A 20,157-nucleotide genomic window follows, 5' to 3' on the forward strand; every position below is an offset into this window, starting at 1 on the left:
TTATACACATTTTTTATTGTTGTTATTGTTTTAGTCTATTGTAAATCAATACTTTAAGTGTGTTGGCATACGTATTGCTAAATGTTAAGCGTATCCAGATATGTATATCGGGAACTTAAAAAAGCAAACATAATTTAGTAGTACATATATTATGAAATCGACAACATTAAACATAAGCCAATTTAATATTTCAGAAGCCATATTTGGTGATTTTGAAACTTTAAATGAGTCCGTTTTTAAAAATGAGTCAATTACAGAAAGACGTATAAGTTTTACAAGTGCAATAGTGTTTATAAGCACTTTTATGTTAATGATTGGTGGCGCATTTGGTGTCTATGCTTTTTATATGGAATTTAAAGACATTCTTTTAAACCCAATATATAACCCAGCTATTTATGGTATTTTTATTTTCGTAATTGGTTGGTTAGCGTTTAACGGCGGATTATTCCTTTTTAGATTTTATTTATATTTAAAACATAAACCTGTAGAAACAATAGGAGACGATTTATTACCTCATACAACTGTAATTGTTTCCGCTCAAAATATGGGTAAACATGTATACGAAACGTTAATGAATTTAGTAAAAAGTGATTATCCAGAAGAAAAATTACAAATACTTGCTATAGATAATGCTAGTAATGACGATACTTGGAGCTGGATGCATGAAGCTAAAAACGATTTTGGAGAACGTGTTACTATTATTCAACACGCTGAGAATATGAGTCAGCATTCTGTTTTACAACACGGATTTGATATAGGTACAGGAGATGTTTTTGTAACTGTAAATAACACTGCGCAAATTACAGAAGATACTTTAAGAACTGTAGTTAGTCGTTTTATTGAAAATGGAGAGCGAAAAGTAGAGTCTAAAGGAGTTCGTGTGTTAAGTAAAGAAAAAGAAACAATTTCAAGAACAGATAAAGATCAATCAAATTTAGTTTTAAGTTTTGCTAAACGTGCTTTGTCTCAGAGATATGTAAAAAGTACATATTCTTATGTTTCTAAAAAAGGTTACAATGCATCTTTAAAAGTGTTTAAGCGTTTAGATGTGGCCTTATTACACATAGAAAAAGAATTAAAACAAAACTTAGGCTTTTCAGCTTAAGTGAACAACATAAAAAATCAATAATATTTTTCAACCTTAAGAGATTTTATTTTACACTGAATTAGTTTATAGTCAACAGAATTTTGCATCACAAAAATAAGTAGATTAAAAAAACAAGCAATTAGGTTGAGGCCTCTGAGAACACATGTTCTTGGAGGTTTTTTTATTTACGGTTCTTAAATAATCTGTTTTTGCTTAAAAATTACGCAAACCTTTAAGTAAGATGTTTATCGGTACGTTCTAAAAGGGACTAAAATTTGTAAAGGGCTTATATTGTTGATGTTTTCAATCGTTTTTTTATAATTCAGACTAAATTTATATCCTTCCTAATTTCTGCTATAAAAGCGTTCATTTTGAGTATTATTTATTATTGAGCCTAAAAATTCCTAAATTCACATATAAACGAAAGTGTTGTTTAGCTATTGTTAAAATTCGCATTTAGATTTAAATGTGCCGCCTTCATTTTATATAAAGTTTTAGAGAGTTACTTAACAAAACATATATTTTATTAAAAATGTATTACTTAGGAATAGATTTAGGAAGTTCATCGGTTAAAGTCGCTTTGGTTGATGCCGAAAGCGGAAAAAAAATAATATCACTTCACGAGCCTCCAAACGAAATGGAGATTGTTGCTGTTAATCCAGATTGGGCAGAACAAGATCCTAATATGTGGTGGATGCACCTTTGTAATGCTATAAAACGAGTTACGGTAGAGGCTAAAGTAAATCTTTCAGAAATAAAAAATATAGGAATTTCTTATCAAATGCATGGTTTAGTCATTGTTGATAAGGAAGGAAAATCATTACGAAATTCAATAATTTGGTGCGATAGTCGCGCTGTAGAAATTGGCAGACAAGCATTAAAAGATTTAGGAAAAGAGTTTTGTGGAGAACACATGTTAAATGCTCCAGGGAATTTTACCGCTTCAAAATTAAAATGGGTTATAGATAACGAACCTGAAATTTATAAAAGCACTTATAAATTTATGTTGCCTGGCGATTTTATAGCATATAAACTTACGGGTAAAATGGCAACCACTAAAAACGGATTGTCTGAAGGTATTCTGTGGGATTATAAACAAGATAATGTTGCTATTGGATTACTAGATTACTATGGTATTGATAAAGCTTTAGTGCCAGAAATTGTAGAGAATTTTACAAATCAAGGTGTGGTAAACGAGCAAGCTTCTAAAGATACAGGATTGCCATTAGGTATTCAGGTTACATATCGTTCAGGAGATCAACCAAACAATGCGTTATCTCTTAATATTTTTAATCCAGGAGAAGTTGCTGCTACTGGAGGGACTTCTGGTGTTGTATATGCCGTTTCTAATAATTTAGAACCTCAAGAAATATCAAAAGTAAATCATTTTGCACATGTTAACTATACAAATTCAGAGCCTGTAATCGGGACGCTTTTAAATATAAACGGCGCAGGAATTCAGTATAGATGGTTACGTAATAATTGTGGAAACGATTCTTATGAAGTCATGAATAATAAAGCTTCAGAAGTCGAAGTAGGTTCTAACGGGCTCGTAATTATCCCGTTTGGTAATGGTGCAGAACGTATGTTGGAAAATAAAAATGTGGGAACTCATATTTTAAACCTCAATTTAAATCTGCATAACAATGCGCATTTATATCGTGCCGCTTTAGAAGGTATCGCTTTTTCATTTGTGTATGGTATAGATATTTTGAAAAAAGATACAGGAGAGCTTAAAGTGATTAGAGCCGGGAATGATAATTTATTTAGATCTGAAATCTTTTCAAATACAGTAGCGACATTAATAAATCAAGATATAGAAATTTATAATACAACAGGTGCAGTTGGTGCGGCAAGAGCAGCAGGTTTAACAGATGGTAATTTCGATAAATTTGGAGAAAACATAACCAAAAACGATCATGTTATGACCTATAAACCTTTACAGAATAACGCAAAATATGTAGCAGCTTATGTGGCTTGGAAAAACGAGTTAGAAATGATATTAAAACATAAATAAATTATGGCAACACTAGGAAATAAAGAATTTTACAAAGGTATTGGTGATATTAAATTTGAAGGAAAGGAATCCGATAATCCATTAGCATTTAAATATTATAATCCAGAACAAGTGGTTGCTGGAAAAACTATGCGTGAGCATTTTAGATTTGCTGTTGCATATTGGCATACATTCTGCGGAACAGGAGGAGATCCTTTTGGTCCAGGAACATTAAATTTTCCTTGGGATAGATCTACAGATGCTATTCAGGCAGCAAAAGATAAAGCAGATGCTGCTTTCGAATTTATTACTAAAATGGGATTTGATTACTTCTGTTTTCACGACGTAGATTTAGTAAGAGAAGGTTCTTCTTTTGGCGAATTAGAAAACAGATTAGCTACTATAACAGAGTATGTAAAAGAAAAGCAAGCTGCTTCTGGGGTAAAATTACTTTGGGGTACATCTAATTGTTTTTCAAATCCACGTTACATGAATGGGGCGTCTACCAATCCAGATTTTAATGTGTTAGCTAGAGCTGGCGGACAAATAAAATTAGCTATGGATGCAACGATTGCATTACATGGAGAAAATTATGTATTCTGGGGAGGTCGTGAAGGTTATATGAGTTTGCTAAACACCGATATGAAACGTGAATTAGACCATATGGGACGGTTTTTGGGTATGGCTAGAGATTATGCCAGATCACAAGGTTTTAAAGGGAATTTCTTAATAGAACCTAAGCCTATGGAACCTATGAAACATCAATACGATTTTGATACAGCTACAGCTATTGGGTTTTTAAAAGAATATGGTTTAGATAAAGATTTTAAAATTAATATTGAAGTAAATCATGCCACTTTAGCGCAACATACATTCCAACACGAAATTGCTACAGCTGCTAAAGCGGGCATGTTAGGAAGTTTAGATGCTAACCGAGGAGATTACCAAAATGGTTGGGATACAGACCAATTTCCAAATAACATTCAAGAAACCACAGAAGCCATGTTGGTATTCTTAAAATCTGGAGGATTACAAGGTGGTGGTGTTAATTTTGATGCTAAAATTAGAAGAAACTCAACAGATATGGAAGATGTATTCCATGCACATATTGGAGGTGCAGATACGTTTGCAAGAGCATTACTTACCGCAGATAAAATTATATCATCTTCAGCCTACGATAAATTAAGAACACAACGTTATAGTTCGTTCGATTCTGGTAAAGGAAAAGATTTTGAAGCTGGAAAATTAGAATTTAAAGATTTATACAAAATTGCTCAAGAAAATGGAGAATTAGAACTGCAAAGTGGTAAACAAGAATTGTTTGAAAACATCATTAATCAATACATTTAATATAATAAGGTGAAGTTTTAAAAATAACCAGACTGTATTCTTAGTTCTAACCAAATTAAGAATACAGTTTTTAAAACCTTTACTTATGTGTTTTTCAACATTCATTTAATAAACAACAAACAAACTATAATATCATGTCTACGTCGCATAATTCCGCCTTTTTATGGCGTTTAACTTTAGTTGCCACTTTGGGAGGTTTGCTCTTTGGGTACGATACTGCTGTAATTTCGGGAACTGTAAGTTCTTTAGAGCACTTTTTTGTATTGCCTTTTGGTTTGTCAGAAATGGCATCTAATGCACGCTTGGGATTCTTAGTTTCTAGTGCATTAATAGGTTGTATTATTGGGGGAATTTCTGGAGGTGTTATTAGTCGAAAATTAGGGAGAAAGAATGGTTTGATTTTAGCTGCTGTTTTGTTTTTGGTATCTGCAATTGGGTCTTCTGCTCCGGAATTATTTTTTAAACCAGTAGGAGAGGGCGATCATACATTTATGTATTTCTTTATTGTATATCGTGTTATTGGAGGTGTTGGAGTTGGGTTAGCATCTATGTTATCTCCGCTTTATATTGCTGAAATAGCACCTGCAAAAAGCAGAGGTCGTTTGGTTTCTATGAATCAATTTGCAATCGTTTTCGGTATGCTTATTGTGTATTTTGTAAATTATTATATTTCTAGTCAAGGGGATGCTAGTTGGCTAAATACAATTGGATGGCGTTGGATGTTTGCTTCAGAAGTTATTCCAGCAGGTTTATTTCTTTTCTTTTTAATGTTTGTTCCAGATACACCACGTTCTTTAGTGTTGCAATCTAAACCAGAAGAAGCTTTAAGTGTTCTAACGCGAGTAAATGGTGCTGCTGATGCAAAAGTAATTCTTAAGGATATTAAGGAGACTGTAACAGGACATGCGGGAAAATTATTCTCTTACGGTATTCCTGTAATTGTTTTCGGGATTTTATTATCTGTTTTTCAGCAATTTGTTGGGATAAACGTTGTGTTGTATTATGCGCCTGAAATTTTTAAAAGTATGGGGTCTGGTACAGATACAGCTTTAATGCAAACCATTATTGTAGGCGCAATAAACTTACTTTTTACAGTTTTAGCTATGCAAACCGTTGATAAGTTTGGAAGAAAACCATTAATGATAGTTGGTGCATTAGCCATGGCAGTCTCTATGTTTGCTTTAGGAACTTCATTTTTTAGTCATTCTTTAGGAGTGTTCTCTTTAATATGTATGTTGGTTTATGTTGCTGGATTTGCTATGAGTTGGGGACCTGTAACATGGGTGCTTTTGTCGGAGATTTTTCCAAACAATATTCGAGGTAAGGCTTTAGCGATTGCTGTAGCTTGCCAATGGGTTGCTAATTATTTAGTGTCGTGGACGTTCCCAATGATGGATAAAAACAGCTATTTAATTCAGCAGTTTAACCATGGATTTGCTTATTGGATATATGGGTTAATGGGAGTTTTAGCTGCATTCTTTGTATGGAAATTTATTCCAGAAACTAAAGGAAAAACATTAGAAGACATGAACGATTTATGGACTAAAAAAAAAGTATAAAATAATTCTTTTTGAATACTTATATAAACGGCACAAGATTAATAGTTATTAGCTATTTGTTTTGTGCTGTTTCTTTCTACAAGGGTAGTTTTAATTGTTTTGGTTTGAAAAATAGTATTAGTATCTGTTGGTTGTTCTATTCTCGAAATTAAAATTTCTGCAGCTGTTTTTCCCATAAATACACTGTGCTGATTTATGCACGTAATGGATGGTTTTGTGTATTTAAAAAAATCGCTATTTGTAAAGCTTATTATAGAAATAGCATTTGGAATAGTGTAACCTCGATCTTGCGCTATGATCATAGATTCTACTGCCGAAAATTCTTCAAGACCAATAATAGCATCAACCTTTTGGTAATCTAGCATGGTTTTTATTTCCGTTTCAAAATCGTAACCCGGTTTTATAACGTTTATTATCTTTTTGTTTACAGGGATTTTATAATCTTCTAAAGCTTTTAAATACCCATCAATTCTAAGTTTAATAATCCCAACATTATCTAAAGTCGATACAACCGAAATGTGTTTACATCCTGTTTTTATTAAGTGTTCGGTAGCCTTATATGCGCAGTTAAAATCGTCTACAATAACTTTATCCGTATTTATTGAATCTGAAACACGATCGAACATCACAATAGGGCCAGCGTTATCTATAAACTCTTCAAGATGTTTAAAATGTTGTTTTGCCTCTGTTTCTTCACTTAAAGAAATGAGTAAGCCATCTATAATACCATTTTCTAGCATGTTTATAGATGTAATTTCCTTTTCTAATTTCCCATGAGATACAATTGTAATAACGTTATAGCCTTTATCATTAGCAATTTGTTCTACCCCACTAAATGTTTTTACAAAAAACGGATTCAATATAGAGGGCATAATAACGCCAATAGTTTTTGTTTTTTTATTAAGTAAACTTAATGCTATGCTATTTGGCCTGTAGTTGTGTTGTTTGGCGTATTCTTGAATTTTTAGTTTGGTAGCAATACTAATTTCATGGCTGTCTTTTAAAGCTTTAGACACCGTTGCTATAGACACATTAAATATTTTTGCAATTTGTTTTAATGTGGTGCGTTGTTTCATGAAAGATTAAAATTAATGTTATTGATTAATCAGTATAAAAGTATGAAAATAGCCTAAATTTTAATCAATAAACAATTCAAATTAATTTATACCATTTTATGGAAGTGTTTTAAGTTTTTTGTTTCTAATAATATTTAAAGATGTAAGAATAATTAGTTCTTAATTTTACCTTGTTTTTCGAGTAATTATTCTCGATTTAGAATAGTATAAAGGGTTATAATCCGTATTTTTAAGTCTTAAATATTTATTATGTTAGCATTTGAACATTTTGCCCTAAATTTAAAAAATCCGAAAGAAGTAAGTGATTGGTATTGCACCCATTTACAGATGAAAAAAGTAGTAGATAAGGACGAAGCTCCTTTTGTAACCTTCTTGGCAGATTCAGAAAATCGTCTAGTTTGCGAATTATATTATCAGCCAGATTTTCCTATTACTAATTTTAAAAAAAAACATCATTTAACATTCCATTTTGCTTTTAAAACAGATGATGCAGAAACCTTAAAAAATAAGCTAATAGAAGAAGGTGCAACACTTATAGATGATGCTAAATTAACAGATGGTTCGCATTTAGTTATGTTGCGAGACCCTTGGGGATTACCACTTCAACTATGCGAGCGGGCAACACCTTTAGTGTAATTTCAAGATAGATTCATCATATATTTTCGATAAGTATTTTAAAAATATATGGTGATTTTATGTTTTATCTGTAAAGACTAATCTTTTTTTTTAAGAGTTTAGCTAGTCTGGTAATATTCTGATATAATGTTTTTTGTAATCTATACAATTCTTAATCTGAATTTTAATATTTGAGTAAAATAACTAAGAAATTAAATACTTGAAAGCGGAAAAAAACAATGAAATCTCGTAAATAGCGTAATAAATACTTGTTTAAGTCGATGTTTTTGTATTAAATTTACCCCCGATTATAAAGATTAGATTAACAGTATAGCATAGATTTAATTTTTATATAACCTATACGGTTAAATTTAATTAACCCAGAACTAATGTGATGCAGAATAAATATAAATTCATTTTACTAGTTTTTTTACTTGCAGGGTCTATGTGTTTTGCACAATCGGGAAATAATACACCGCCTACTCCAAGTACACAAGGTGCTCCAACACCTCCAGGTGCTCCTGTTGATGGTGGTTTGTCTTTACTTATTGCTGCAGGTGCTTTTTATGGTATTAAAAAATCTTTAAATAGCTAAGGTTACTTTATATCAAATTCCAATAAACGTTTTACATACTTCCCTAAAACATCAAATTCTAAATTCACAGCATCGCCTATTTTAAAATATTTAAAGTTAGTATGTTCAAAAGTGAAAGGAATAATTGCTACACTAAATTGATTACGTTTAGAATTTACTACCGTTAAACTGGTTCCGTTTACTGTTATAGATCCTTTTTCAATAGTAATATTATTAAGTGTTTTGTCGTATTCAAAAGTAAATAACCAGCTTCCAGAAGTTTCTTTAAAATCTATACATTTAGCTGTTTGGTCTACATGACCTTGAACAATGTGACCGTCTAGTCTGTTTCCTAATAACATGGCACGTTCTAAATTTACTAAATCATCTATTTGTAAAGAGCCTAAGTTTGTTTTATTTAGAGTTTCTTGTATTGCTGTTACTGTATAAGTATTGTCTTTAATATCTACAACAGTTAAACATACACCATTATGAGCTACACTTTGGTCTATCTTTAGTTCAGAAGCCAAGTTGCTTTCTATGGTTACATGTAGGTTGTCTTGATCTGATTTAAGATTAGTAACACGACCTAAATTTTCTATTATTCCTGTAAACATATTATTTCATTTATTTGGTTAAATTTGTAGAGGTAAAATTACGAACAAAATAGTTATCAAGTTTAATGAAGAAAGAAGAAAATATTATAGTTGGAATTTCAATTGGAGACTTGAATGGTATTGGAGGTGAAATTGTCTTAAAGACTTTTGAAGACCCTCGAATTTTAGAATTTTGTACTCCAGTGATTTTTGCTTCCGTTAAGGTGATGTCTTTTTTAAAGGGTCATTTTAAAATGGATATCAATTTTAATGGTATTAATCACATCAATCAAATCGTTATTGGTAAGATTAATGTCATTAATGTTTGGAAAGAGAATGTGTCTATCAATTTTGGTAAAGAAGATTTTAAAATAGGAGCGTATGCTATTAAATCGCTTGCTGCAGCAACTTCTGCATTAAAAGATGGCGCAATAGATGTATTGGTTACAGCACCTATAAATAAGCATAACATACAATCTGAAGACTTTAAGTTCCCAGGACATACAGATTATTTGGCGCAACAGTTAGAAGGCGATAGTTTAATGTTTATGATAACCGATTTTTTAAAAGTGGGTTTATTAACAGATCATGTGCCAGTAAGTGAAATTGCAAATCACATCACACCAGAGTTAATTGAGAGCAAAATTAACACGGTTTACAAGTCGCTTCAACAAGATTTTCAAATCTCTAAACCAAAAATTGCTGTATTAGGTATAAATCCACATACGGGAGATAATGGTGTTATAGGAGTAGAGGACGATACTGTTTTACGTCCTACTTTAGCTAAAATTAAAGAAAGTGGTAAATTAGTTTTTGGCCCTTATGCTGCAGATAGTTTTTTTGGATCGAATAATTATAAAAATTTCGATGCTATAATTGCTTCGTATCACGATCAAGGTTTAATTCCGTTTAAAACACTGTCTTTTGGAGAAGGTGTTAACTATACAGCAGGACTAAATAAGGTAAGAACATCGCCAGATCACGGTACAGCCTTTGAAATTGCAGGAAAAGGTATTGCGAATGAAGAATCTTTTAAAGAAGCTTTATTTGCAGGTATACAGATTTTTAAGCATCGTTTAGAGTACGAGGAGCTTGTAAAACGAGTATAAAATATCGAATAAAAAAGATATAAACAAAAAAATGTTTATAAGTAGGCTTGTGTAAAATAATAATTCCTATATTTGCAGGCTCAAATTAGATATGAAAATGAAGCTGTTGAAAGAATTTACAATTCAATTTATTGGATTAAAATTAGGAAAACATCAATTCGAATATCAAATTGGACAAGAGTTTTTTACTCATTTTGAGTATGAAGATTTTAATGATGCTAATATACATGTAGATGTTGTTTTAGAAAAAAAGACAACCTTACTAGAATTGCATTTTGAGATCTCAGGAACTGTAAATGTTTATTGTGATGTTACAAATGAACCTTACGATCAACCTATTCAAAATGAATTTGATTTGGTAGTGAATTTTGGTGATGAGTATAATGACGATGAAATTGATATGTTAATTATTCCTCATGGGGAGTATGAATTAAATATACAACAGTATATTTACGAATTAATTGTATTAGCGGTTCCATCAAAACACGTACATCCAGGAGTTGAAGATGGTACGTTGGAGTCAGAAATACTTGACAAATTAGAAGAATTAAGTCCTAAAATTAAGGAAGAAAAGAAAGACCAAGAGGAGTCAGACCCTCGTTGGAATACATTAAAGAAACTATTAACGGATAATAAATAAATAGAAAATGGCACATCCTAAAAGAAAAATCTCGAAAACAAGAAGAGATAAAAGAAGAACACATTATAAAGCAACTGCGCCACAAATTGCTACGTGTCCAACAACAGGAGAAGCTCACTTGTATCATAGAGCACACTGGCACGAAGGTAAATTATATTACAGAGGTCAAGTATTAATTGACAACTCTGAAGTAGAAGAGAATCTAGCATAATTATTATGCACGCATATAAAAAAACGCTCCTTGTGAGCGTTTTTTTTGTCATATAGTTTTCTATAAGTCAAAAACAACTTAATTTGCATCTAATTAAACTAAAAAATTAAGTAATTTGGCCGTAAAATTTATGTTTTAGGTCTAATTTATTTTAAACTTTGGTTCAATAATTTATATTTATGGGTAAAATAACAGCGGCTATAACAGCTGTAGGAGGATATGTGCCAGAGGATGTTTTAACAAACAAGATGTTAGAGTCTATGGTTGAAACCAATGATGAATGGATTGTTTCACGAACTGGTATTAAAGAACGCCGTATTTTAAAAGAAGACGGTAAGGGAACTTCCTTTCTTGCTATTAAGGCAGCTCAAGATCTTATCAATAAGTCTGGAGTAGATCCTAAAGAAATAGATTTAGTTATTGTAGCAACTGCTACACCAGACATGAAAGCAGCAGCAACAGCTGCGTTTACAGCAACAGAAATTGGAGCTGTTAATGCGTTTTCTTTCGATTTAGAAGCGGCTTGTTCAAGCTTTTTATTCGGAATGTCTACAGCGTCTAGTTATATTGAAAGCGGACGTTATAAAAAGATATTACTTATTGGGGCAGATAAAAACTCTTCAATGATTAATTATAAAGACCGTGCTACCTGTATTATATTTGGTGATGGTGCCGGTGCAGTGTTATTTGAACCTAATGAAGAAGGTTTAGGTTTACACGATGAGTATTTAAGAAGCGATGGTTGTGGTAGAGATTTTCTACAAGCTACTTATGGCGGATCATCTTTTCCTCTTACTTCAGATGCTTTATCAGAAGGTAAACACTATGTGTTTCAGGATGGAAAAACAGTATTTAAAAATGCTGTGTCTAATATGGCAGATGTTGCTGTAAAAATATTAGAACGAAACAATTTATCTAAAGACGAAATTTCTTGGTTAGTAGCCCACCAAGCAAACAAGCGTATTATAGATGCAACAGCAAATAGAATAGATTTAGATTCTGAAAAAGTAATGACTAATATTGCAAAGTATGGTAACACAACTTCTGCTACATTACCATTGTTACTTTTTGATTATGAAAAACAACTAAAAAAAGGCGATAAGTTAGTTTTTGCAGCCTTTGGAGGTGGTTTTACTTGGGGATCTATATATTTAACTTGGGCATACAATTCCTAATCACTAATAATAACTTATTTTAAAATCTAATTTATTATGGATTTAAAAGACATTCAAAATTTAATCAAATTTGTTGCTAAATCTGGAGCAAGCGAGGTTAAATTAGAAACAGACGATGTAAAGATTACCATCAAAACAGGTGGTGACGAAAAAGGTGAAACTACAACTTATGTACAACAAATACCTGTAGGTGCTCCTGTAGCTCAGGCTCCTGTTATGCAACCTGTAGTGGCAACAACTCCTGAAGCAGCTGCAGCAGCAGCACAATCAGAAGCAGATTCAAAATATATTACAATTAAGTCTCCAATTATTGGAACCTTGTATAGAAAACCATCTCCGGACAAACCATTGTTTGTAGAAGTTGGTCAAACAATACACGAAGGTGATGTACTTTGTATTATTGAAGCCATGAAACTTTTTAACGAAATTGAATCAGAAGTTTCTGGTAAAATTGTTAAAATACTTGTAGACGATTCGTCTCCTGTAGAATTTGATCAACCGTTATTTTTGGTAGATCCATCATAACAAATTTTGAAATTCCAAAACAAATCCCAATCGCTTGGTATTTGGAATTTGAGATTTTTAAATTATATATGTTATGTTTAAGAAAATATTAATAGCTAATAGAGGAGAAATAGCACTGCGTGTTATTAGAACCTGTAAAGAAATGGGAATTAAAACGGTTGCAGTGTATTCTACAGCCGATGCAGAAAGTTTGCATGTAAAATTTGCAGACGAAGCTGTATGCATTGGTCCACCACCAAGTGTAGATTCTTATTTAAAAATGTCTAATATTATTGCTGCTGCAGAAATTACAAATGCAGACGCAATTCATCCTGGATACGGGTTCCTTTCAGAAAATGCAAAATTTTCTAAAATATGTGAGGAGCACGATATCAAATTCATAGGTGCATCTGCAGATATGATCTCTAAAATGGGAGATAAAGCAACTGCAAAAGAAACTATGAGAGCTGCTGGAGTACCTTGTGTGCCTGGTAGTGAGGGTATTATTCCTGATTTTGAAACTTGTGAAGCAATTGCTATAGAGACTGGATATCCTGTAATGCTTAAAGCTACTGCCGGTGGTGGTGGTAAAGGTATGCGTGGTGTTTTTAAACCTGAAGATTTAAAAGATGCTTGGGATTCTGCTCGTCAAGAAGCAAAAGCTTCCTTTGGGAACGACGCTATGTACATGGAAAAACTTATTGAAGAGCCAAGACATATTGAAATTCAAATTGTAGGGGATTCTTCAGGAAAGGCATGTCACTTGTCTGAACGTGATTGTTCAGTACAACGTCGTCATCAAAAATTAACAGAAGAAGTGCCTTCTCCGTTTATGACTAAGAAATTACGTCAGGCAATGGGAGAATCTGCTGTGCGTGCTGCAGAGTATATTAAGTATGAAGGTGTTGGAACTATCGAGTTTTTAGTAGATAAACACCGTAACTTCTACTTTATGGAAATGAATACACGTATTCAAGTAGAGCATCCTATAACAGAGCAAGTTATTGATTTTGATTTAGTTCGAGAACAAATTCTTGTTGCGGCCGGAGAACCAATTTCAGGTAAAAACTATACGCCAAACTTACACGCTATAGAGTGTCGTATTAATGCGGAAGATCCATATCATGATTTTAGACCTTCTCCAGGACGTATTACAACGTTACATGCGCCGGGAGGTCATGGTGTGCGTTTAGATACACATGTGTATGCTGGTTACAGTATACCGCCTAATTACGATTCTATGATTGCAAAGTTAATTACAACAGCGCAAACACGTGAAGAGGCTATAAGTAAGATGAAACGTGCTCTAGATGAGTTCGTCATAGAAGGAGTTAAAACAACAATTCCTTTTCATAGACAGTTAATGGAACATCCAGATTATGTGTCTGGTAAGTATACCACAAAATTCATGGAAGATTTCGTAATGGAAAAACCTCCAGTAGAAGATTAAAACATAAAGCTCCGAATGAAAATCATTCGGAGCTTTTTTTTGATATTTATTTACTGTTAAAGTCAAATAAGTATAGGCATGTATTAGAGTTTGTTTCTATTCAAAACATTCATTTTCATTTATTATCCTCTTAGATTTTCTATTTAAATTTATTATTTATACTATTAATCACTTCATTTAAAAATAGAAATCCTTTTGTTTTTTAGCGATTTATTACCTTAACATAAGAAAACCTTTGGAAAAAAGGTAGTTTAACCTCGTTTTATTCCGTTTAACTAATATTTTTTTTAAAATATGGTAACCCATCATATATTTGCCTTACCATAACATAAGTAGGTTAAGTTCATGGTAGATTTGGGGCAAAAAGGTGAACTTAATAGGTTCGCCTTTTTCATTTTCTATAGTTTCTAACAAAAAAAATCGGACTATAAGAATATAGCCCGATTTCAATATAAAATATATTTCGTCTTATTTTGCTTCAGCGTAACGACGTTCAACTTCATTCCAGTTAATTACATTAAAAAATGCATTAATATAGTCTGGTCTTCTGTTTTGGTAGTTTAAATAATAAGCATGTTCCCAAACGTCTAATCCTAAAATTGGAGTTCCTTCGCAATCAACACCTGGCATTAATGGGTTGTCTTGGTTTGGAGTAGAACATACAGATACTTTTCCTCCTTTATGTACACATAACCAAGCCCATCCAGAACCAAATTGTGTTGCAGCTGCATTACTAAAAGCTTGTTTAAAAGCATCTACAGATTCAAAAGCATCTTCAATAGCTGTTTTTAATTCTCCAGATAAACGTCCTTTACCTTCTGGATTCATTACTTCCCAGAATAATGAGTGATTGTAAAATCCACCACCGTTATTTCTAACTGCACTGTTACTCATGTCTAAACCTGTAAGAATATCTTCAATAGATTTTCCTGCTAAGTCTGTTCCTTCAATAGCGCCGTTTAATTTGGTAGTATATCCTTGGTGGTGTTTTGTGTGATGTATTTCCATTGTACGTGCATCGATATTTGGTTCTAATGCATCGTAAGCATATTGTAATTTCGGTAATTCGAAAGCCATAATATTATTGTATTTATGATTAATAAAAATTCCTTTTTCAAATTTAAGTATAATACACGTCAATTAAAAATAATTAATAGTTATCAAATCATCGATAGTTTTTATCTTGTCTTAAATTTTTAATGAAGTATGGAGCCTAGTACAACTTTTTCTATTTATGATGCCTCTGCAGGGAGTGGAAAAACTTTTACACTTGTAAAAGCTTATCTAACAATCTTATTTAAATCTAAGAGTCACTTTCAGTTTAAAAATATTTTAGCTATAACCTTTACCAATAAGGCTGTGTTTGAGATGAAAGAGCGTATTGTAAATACGCTTAAAGAGTTCTCCAACGAAGATGTGCTTAATGGTGGTAATGATATGTTTGGTTTGTTATGTGAAGAGTTGCAAATGGAACCCGAAGCATTACATAGTAAATCTAAAATGTTGCTGCATACTATTATTCATAATTATGCAGCGTTCGAGATTTCTACTATAGATGGATTTACACATAGAATTATTAGGACGTTTGCTCACGATTTAAAGCTGCCTTTAAATTTTGAAGTCGATTTAGATTCAGAAAGTCTTCTAAATAAAGCGGTAGATAGATTAATTGCAAAAGCAGGAACAAATAAAGAAATTACAGAGGTCTTAGTACAATTTGCACTCGAGAAAGCAGACGATGATAAAAGTTGGAATATTGCTTTAGATCTTAACCAGATTGCAAAACTACTTATTTTTGAAAATGATATTCCGTATTTAGCCGAGTTAAAAGACAAAACATTGTCTGATTTTAATACCCTTAAAAAACAATTAAGGACAGAAATAAAATCTTTCGAAACAGAACTTGTTCAGGTTGGTGTTGCGTTTTTAGAACTTATAAAAAATAATGGTATCGAATTTGCCGATTTTTCAGGAAAATATGCTCCAAAATATTTTGAAAAATTAAGTGAAGGCGATTTAAATGTTAGTTTTAATACCGCATGGCAAAATAAACTAGAAACGCACCCATTATATCCTGCACGTGTAAAGAAAGATCCTGAACTGGCAGGCACAATAGATAGTCTTCAGCCTAAAATAGCAGAACAATTTAATACATCTAAAGCCTTATATTTTTCTCTTAAGCTTAGAAAAACAATCTATAAAAATTTAACCCAACTTTCGGTTTTAAATGCCATTAATCAGGAATTGATAGCGCTTAAGACGGAAGATAATAAAATGCTAATTTCAGAATTTAATACCTTAATAAGTAATGAAATTAAAGCACAACCTACTCCTTTTATATACGAGCGTTTAGGAGAGAAGTTTAATCACTACTTTATTGACGAATTTCAGGATACATCTACCATGCAATGGAATAATTTAATTCCGCTAATATCTGAAGCTATAGATGCGCATGATATTGAAAAAGATCCAGGATCGTTAATGCTTGTGGGCGATGCTAAACAGGCTATTTACAGATGGCGTGGCGGGAAAGCAGAACAATTTATAGAATTGTCCGACCCTGAGTTTAATTTTAATCCATTTAATACACCAAAAACACTTGAAAATTTAGATACTAATTATAGAAGTTTTAAGGAAGTTATTCATTTTAATAATACGTTTTTCGAGTATTTATCTGGTGTAGCTTTTAGTAACGAAACCTATGGTAAATTATATCAGCGTGCCAGTCAGCATCAAAAGAATTCAAATTCAGGTTATGTAGATATTTCTTTTTTAGATTTAAAAGATGAAGATCGAGACGTGCTTTATCCTGAACAAATTTATAATACAATTGTAACGTGTCAGGACAACGGGTTTCAATTAAAAGATATTTGTATTCTGGTTAGAAAGAAGAAAAATGCTGTAGCCACTGCAAATTATTTAAGTCAGAAATCTATTCCTATTATTTCTTCAGAATTATTACTTATTAAACAAGCGCCAGAAGTGCTCTTTATTACACATGTTGCTACTTTATTGTTTCAGCCAAAAAATGCAGAAATTAAAGCTGAAATTCTATATTTTTTAGCCGATAAATTTAAAGTTGAAGATAAACATGAATTCTTAACGCAGCACATCTCGCTAGACAATGAAGCTTTGTTTGCTAGTTTCAATCAATTCGGAATAGTTACAAACGCGAAGGCTTTAATACAATTACCATTGTTTGATATGTTTGAAACTTTGGTGAGAGAATTTAATTTAGTAGAAGATTCTAATGCATATGTTCAGTATTTTCTAGATGTGGTTTTAGAATATACTCAGAAAAAAGGCTCGGATATTTTCGGATTCTTAGAGTATTTTGAAGCTAAAATTGATAAAACTGAGTATCGTGTCGCCAGAAGGACAAGATGCGGTGCAAATCATGACCATTCATAAATCTAAAGGTTTAGAGTTTCCTGTGGTTATTTTTCCGTTTGCGGATTTAAATGTTTACGAAGAAATAGAGCCTAAAGAATGGTTTCCTATAAATGCAGATGCATTTAGTGGTTTTCCGTTTACACTATTAGATTATAATAAATCTAATTTCGAAGAATTTGGAGAAGAAGGTCTAGCTATAAGTACAAGACATCAATCGGAATTGGAATTAGATAATCTTAACTTGTTATATGTTGCTTTAACACGACCAGTCCAACAATTATACATTATAAGTAGCTTGGCTTTCGATGCAAAACAGAATGTAAATACTAAAAAGTATAGCGGTTTATTTATAGACTATTTAATGCAAAACGGATTGTGGCAAGACACTACTTATACCTATCAATTTGGAGATCCCAAAAAGATAATAGAACGAGAAAAAAATCCGAAAAAAAAGGAAAATAAGCCCGAGCAGCTTAATTTAGAGTTTATTTCTACTGCTAAAAAAGATCACAATATAAAAATCATTGCAAATAGTGGTTATTTATGGGACACCAAGCAGCAAGATGCCATTGAAAAAGGAAATTTAGTCCATAATTTAATGGCTAAAATAAAAACAGATGAAGATGTTGAGCTGGTTTTAAATCAAGCAGAACAATCTGGACTTATTTCTAAAGATCAGTTTGGAGGTCTTCACGATAGTATTTTACAAATTATAGACCATACAGAACTTCAAACATACTATACATCACATAATACCATTTATACAGAACGTGATATTATTAATGCAGATGGTGTTATATTAAGACCCGATCGCTTGGTTATAGCTCCAGACAATAAAGTTGTAATTATAGATTATAAAACTGGAACTGAATTAGAAAAACATAAAGAACAGCTTAACGATTACCAACATAGTATAGAAGCAATGCATTTTGAAGTCGATAAAAAGATTTTGGTTTATATAAATGATGATATTCAGGTTATGTACGCTTAAAAATACAGGTTATTTTAATATTCAGAATAAGGAATTAAGTGTTCTTTACATTGTAGTGTAATTAGTTCTTTAATTATAATGGTAAAATATGTTTATAATAACAGCTAATTAACATTATTGTTTCTTTGTGATTTGTTTTGTTAAATGATATTCTAATATGTTAAATAGCTTTTTGTAAAAAAGGCATTTATGGGCTTTTTTTGAGTTAAAAATCTGTAGTTAATTTTAAGATTTACAGAGAATAATATCTATATAATGTAATAGTTACAGTTATTAAGGTGTTAAAATTGCTAAGACTTATGTAAAACCCTTCTAAACACAGTGACTTTCATAAAAGTTGTTAATATTTTTTTATATTTGTCTTTGTTAATAATATTTAACAACTTACTTTTGTTGACAATTAACACTTAAAAATTAAACTTTTGAATATGAAAAATCTTAGCAGATTATTGTTCGCAATGTTGCTGGTATTTGGTTTTAGCAACACTTATGCGCAAGATGAAAACAACCCATGGGCGATTAGCTTTGGAGTAAATGCAGTGGATTTCTATCCTAACGGAGACGATGCACCATTTAGCGAAGGTTTCGGAGACGAATACTTCAACGTAGGTGATCACTGGAATATTTTACCTTCTTTATCAACTATTTCTGTAGCACGTCACATCACTGATGGGTTATCTTTTGGAGTAGCTGGTTCTATTAATAAAATTGAAAATTACGGAGATTCTTCTGTAGATGATTTATCTTACTACGGAATTGATGGTACTTTCAAATACAGTTTCTTAGAAACTAGTGTTTTCAATCCTTTCGTAGGAGTTGGTGGAGGTTACACTTGGGTAGACGAAATTGGTGCTGGTACTGTTAATGGTACTTTAGGTTTCAATGTTTGGTTTACTGATAACATTGGTCTTACTTTACAATCTTCTTACAAACATGCTTTCGAAGATTACTTAGATTCTCACTTCCAACATACTGCTGGAATTACTATCAAATTTGGTGGAACTGATACTGATAAAGATGGAATTTACGACAAAAACGATGCTTGTCCAGATGTATTTGGTTTAGCAATGTTTAATGGTTGTCCTGATACTGACGGTGATGGTATCGAAGACAGTAAAGATACTTGTCCTAACGAAGCTGGTACAGCTGAGTTTAACGGTTGTCCTGATACTGACGGAGACGGTGTAGCTGATCCTGATGATGCTTGTCCAACTGTTGCTGGATTAAAAGAATTAAACGGTTGTCCTGATGCTGATGCAGATGGTGTAGCTGATGGAGATGATAAATGTCCTAACGTTGCTGGTCCTTCTGAAAACATGGGATGTCCTTGGCCTGATAAAGATGGTGATACTGTAGTAGATAAAGATGATAAATGTCCAGACGTTCCTGGTACTGTTGCAAACAACGGTTGTCCTGAAGTTTCTGAAGCAGTTCAAAAATCTTTAAATGCTTACGCTAAAACTATTTTATTCCAAACTGGAAAATCTTCTATCAAAAAACATTCTGAAGAAGTATTAGCTAACATCATTGATATCTTAAAAGAATACCCTAATGCTAAATTTACAGTAGAAGGTCATACTGATAGTGTAGGATCTGATGCTTTAAACATGAAGTTATCTGAATCTAGAGCATTATCTGTAAAAGATTACTTAGTGAAAAACGGAGTTAACGAATTTAGATTATCTTCTAAAGGTTACGGTGAAACTAAGCCAATCGATTCTAACAAAACTAGAGCTGGTAGAGCTAATAACAGACGTGTTGAAATTAACTTAGTTAAATAAGACTAAATCTGTTAAAATATAATTTTAGAAAACGCCCCGTTTATTCGGGG

General features: G+C 32.1%; 18 protein-coding genes. 15 read left to right on the forward strand and 3 right to left on the reverse strand.

What is annotated here, in order from left to right; translation table 11 throughout:
• The first annotated feature begins 151 nt into the window (after positions 1-151).
• From GQR95_RS05255 to xylE, 4 genes are all read left to right on the forward strand, one after another.
• The gene (locus GQR95_RS05255; RefSeq protein WP_159022165.1) at positions 152-1,105 is read left to right on the forward strand and encodes a glycosyltransferase family 2 protein; all 954 of its coding nucleotides are present in this window, start codon (positions 152-154) and stop codon (positions 1,103-1,105) included.
• Between the two features lie 514 nt (positions 1,106-1,619).
• On the forward strand, positions 1,620-3,104 hold the full coding sequence (locus tag GQR95_RS05260; protein WP_159022166.1) for a xylulokinase: 1,485 nt from the start codon (positions 1,620-1,622) through the stop codon (positions 3,102-3,104).
• Between the two features lie 3 nt (positions 3,105-3,107).
• Positions 3,108-4,433 (forward strand): xylose isomerase, encoded by a 1,326-nt coding sequence (gene xylA / locus GQR95_RS05265; protein WP_159022167.1) that lies wholly within the window; start codon positions 3,108-3,110, stop codon positions 4,431-4,433.
• Between the two features lie 134 nt (positions 4,434-4,567).
• Positions 4,568-5,992 (forward strand): D-xylose transporter XylE, encoded by a 1,425-nt coding sequence (gene xylE / locus GQR95_RS05270; protein ID WP_159022168.1) that lies wholly within the window; start codon positions 4,568-4,570, stop codon positions 5,990-5,992.
• 38 nt (positions 5,993-6,030) lie between these two features.
• Here the strand turns inward: xylE and GQR95_RS05275 are convergent, their stop codons facing one another.
• Positions 6,031-7,068: a LacI family DNA-binding transcriptional regulator gene (locus GQR95_RS05275; RefSeq protein WP_159022169.1), complete on the reverse strand. Its 1,038-nt coding sequence runs from the start codon at positions 7,066-7,068 to the stop codon at positions 6,031-6,033.
• A gap of 249 nt (positions 7,069-7,317) precedes the next feature.
• Between GQR95_RS05275 and GQR95_RS05280 the strand changes: the two genes are divergently transcribed.
• Positions 7,318-7,704, forward strand: a complete 387-nt coding sequence (locus GQR95_RS05280) for a VOC family protein (protein WP_159022170.1) — start codon at positions 7,318-7,320, stop codon at positions 7,702-7,704.
• A gap of 373 nt (positions 7,705-8,077) precedes the next feature.
• Positions 8,078-8,278: a PID-CTERM protein-sorting domain-containing protein gene (locus GQR95_RS05285; RefSeq protein WP_159024239.1), complete on the forward strand. Its 201-nt coding sequence runs from the start codon at positions 8,078-8,080 to the stop codon at positions 8,276-8,278.
• Positions 8,279-8,280: 2 nt separating this feature from the next.
• Here GQR95_RS05285 and GQR95_RS05290 read toward each other — a convergent pair whose 3' ends face one another.
• A complete protein-coding gene (locus GQR95_RS05290; RefSeq protein ID WP_159022171.1) occupies positions 8,281-8,874 on the reverse strand; it encodes a riboflavin synthase in 594 nt (197 codons plus the stop codon).
• Positions 8,875-8,939: 65 nt separating this feature from the next.
• Here GQR95_RS05290 and pdxA point away from each other — a divergent pair, with 65 nt between their 5' ends.
• The 6 genes from pdxA to accC all read left to right on the forward strand — a co-directional run bounded on the left by pdxA (position 8,940) and on the right by accC (position 13,942).
• A complete protein-coding gene (gene pdxA, locus GQR95_RS05295; protein WP_159022172.1) occupies positions 8,940-9,962 on the forward strand; it encodes a 4-hydroxythreonine-4-phosphate dehydrogenase PdxA in 1,023 nt (340 codons plus the stop codon).
• A 97-nt stretch (positions 9,963-10,059) separates the two neighbouring features.
• Positions 10,060-10,602 (forward strand): DUF177 domain-containing protein, encoded by a 543-nt coding sequence (locus tag GQR95_RS05300; protein ID WP_159022173.1) that lies wholly within the window; start codon positions 10,060-10,062, stop codon positions 10,600-10,602.
• A 7-nt stretch (positions 10,603-10,609) separates the two neighbouring features.
• Positions 10,610-10,813, forward strand: coding sequence for a 50S ribosomal protein L32 (rpmF, locus tag GQR95_RS05305; protein WP_007647175.1), 204 nt, complete (start codon positions 10,610-10,612; stop codon positions 10,811-10,813).
• Positions 10,814-10,992: 179 nt separating this feature from the next.
• The gene (locus tag GQR95_RS05310) at positions 10,993-11,988 is read left to right on the forward strand and encodes a beta-ketoacyl-ACP synthase III (RefSeq protein WP_159022174.1); all 996 of its coding nucleotides are present in this window, start codon (positions 10,993-10,995) and stop codon (positions 11,986-11,988) included.
• A gap of 36 nt (positions 11,989-12,024) precedes the next feature.
• A complete protein-coding gene (gene accB / locus GQR95_RS05315) occupies positions 12,025-12,513 on the forward strand; it encodes an acetyl-CoA carboxylase biotin carboxyl carrier protein (RefSeq protein ID WP_159022175.1) in 489 nt (162 codons plus the stop codon).
• Positions 12,514-12,586: 73 nt separating this feature from the next.
• A complete protein-coding gene (gene accC / locus GQR95_RS05320; RefSeq protein ID WP_159022176.1) occupies positions 12,587-13,942 on the forward strand; it encodes an acetyl-CoA carboxylase biotin carboxylase subunit in 1,356 nt (451 codons plus the stop codon).
• Positions 13,943-14,410: 468 nt separating this feature from the next.
• Here the strand turns inward: accC and GQR95_RS05325 are convergent, their stop codons facing one another.
• Positions 14,411-15,019: a superoxide dismutase gene (locus tag GQR95_RS05325; RefSeq protein ID WP_159022177.1), complete on the reverse strand. Its 609-nt coding sequence runs from the start codon at positions 15,017-15,019 to the stop codon at positions 14,411-14,413.
• A 129-nt stretch (positions 15,020-15,148) separates the two neighbouring features.
• Between GQR95_RS05325 and GQR95_RS05330 the strand changes: the two genes are divergently transcribed.
• The 3 genes from GQR95_RS05330 to GQR95_RS05335 all read left to right on the forward strand — a co-directional run bounded on the left by GQR95_RS05330 (position 15,149) and on the right by GQR95_RS05335 (position 20,107).
• On the forward strand, positions 15,149-17,353 hold the full coding sequence (locus GQR95_RS05330; RefSeq protein ID WP_233266007.1) for an exodeoxyribonuclease V subunit beta: 2,205 nt from the start codon (positions 15,149-15,151) through the stop codon (positions 17,351-17,353).
• Positions 17,307-18,326 (forward strand): 3'-5' exonuclease, encoded by a 1,020-nt coding sequence (locus GQR95_RS16735; RefSeq protein ID WP_233266008.1) that lies wholly within the window; start codon positions 17,307-17,309, stop codon positions 18,324-18,326. Before GQR95_RS05330 ends, GQR95_RS16735 begins: the two co-directional genes overlap by 47 nt.
• A 428-nt stretch (positions 18,327-18,754) precedes the next feature.
• The gene (locus GQR95_RS05335) at positions 18,755-20,107 is read left to right on the forward strand and encodes an OmpA family protein (protein WP_159022178.1); all 1,353 of its coding nucleotides are present in this window, start codon (positions 18,755-18,757) and stop codon (positions 20,105-20,107) included.
• Positions 20,108-20,157: the final 50 nt, after the last annotated feature.

The sequence above is a fragment of the Formosa sp. L2A11 genome (genome assembly GCF_009796865.1).
GTDB lineage: Bacteria > Bacteroidota > Bacteroidia > Flavobacteriales > Flavobacteriaceae > Formosa.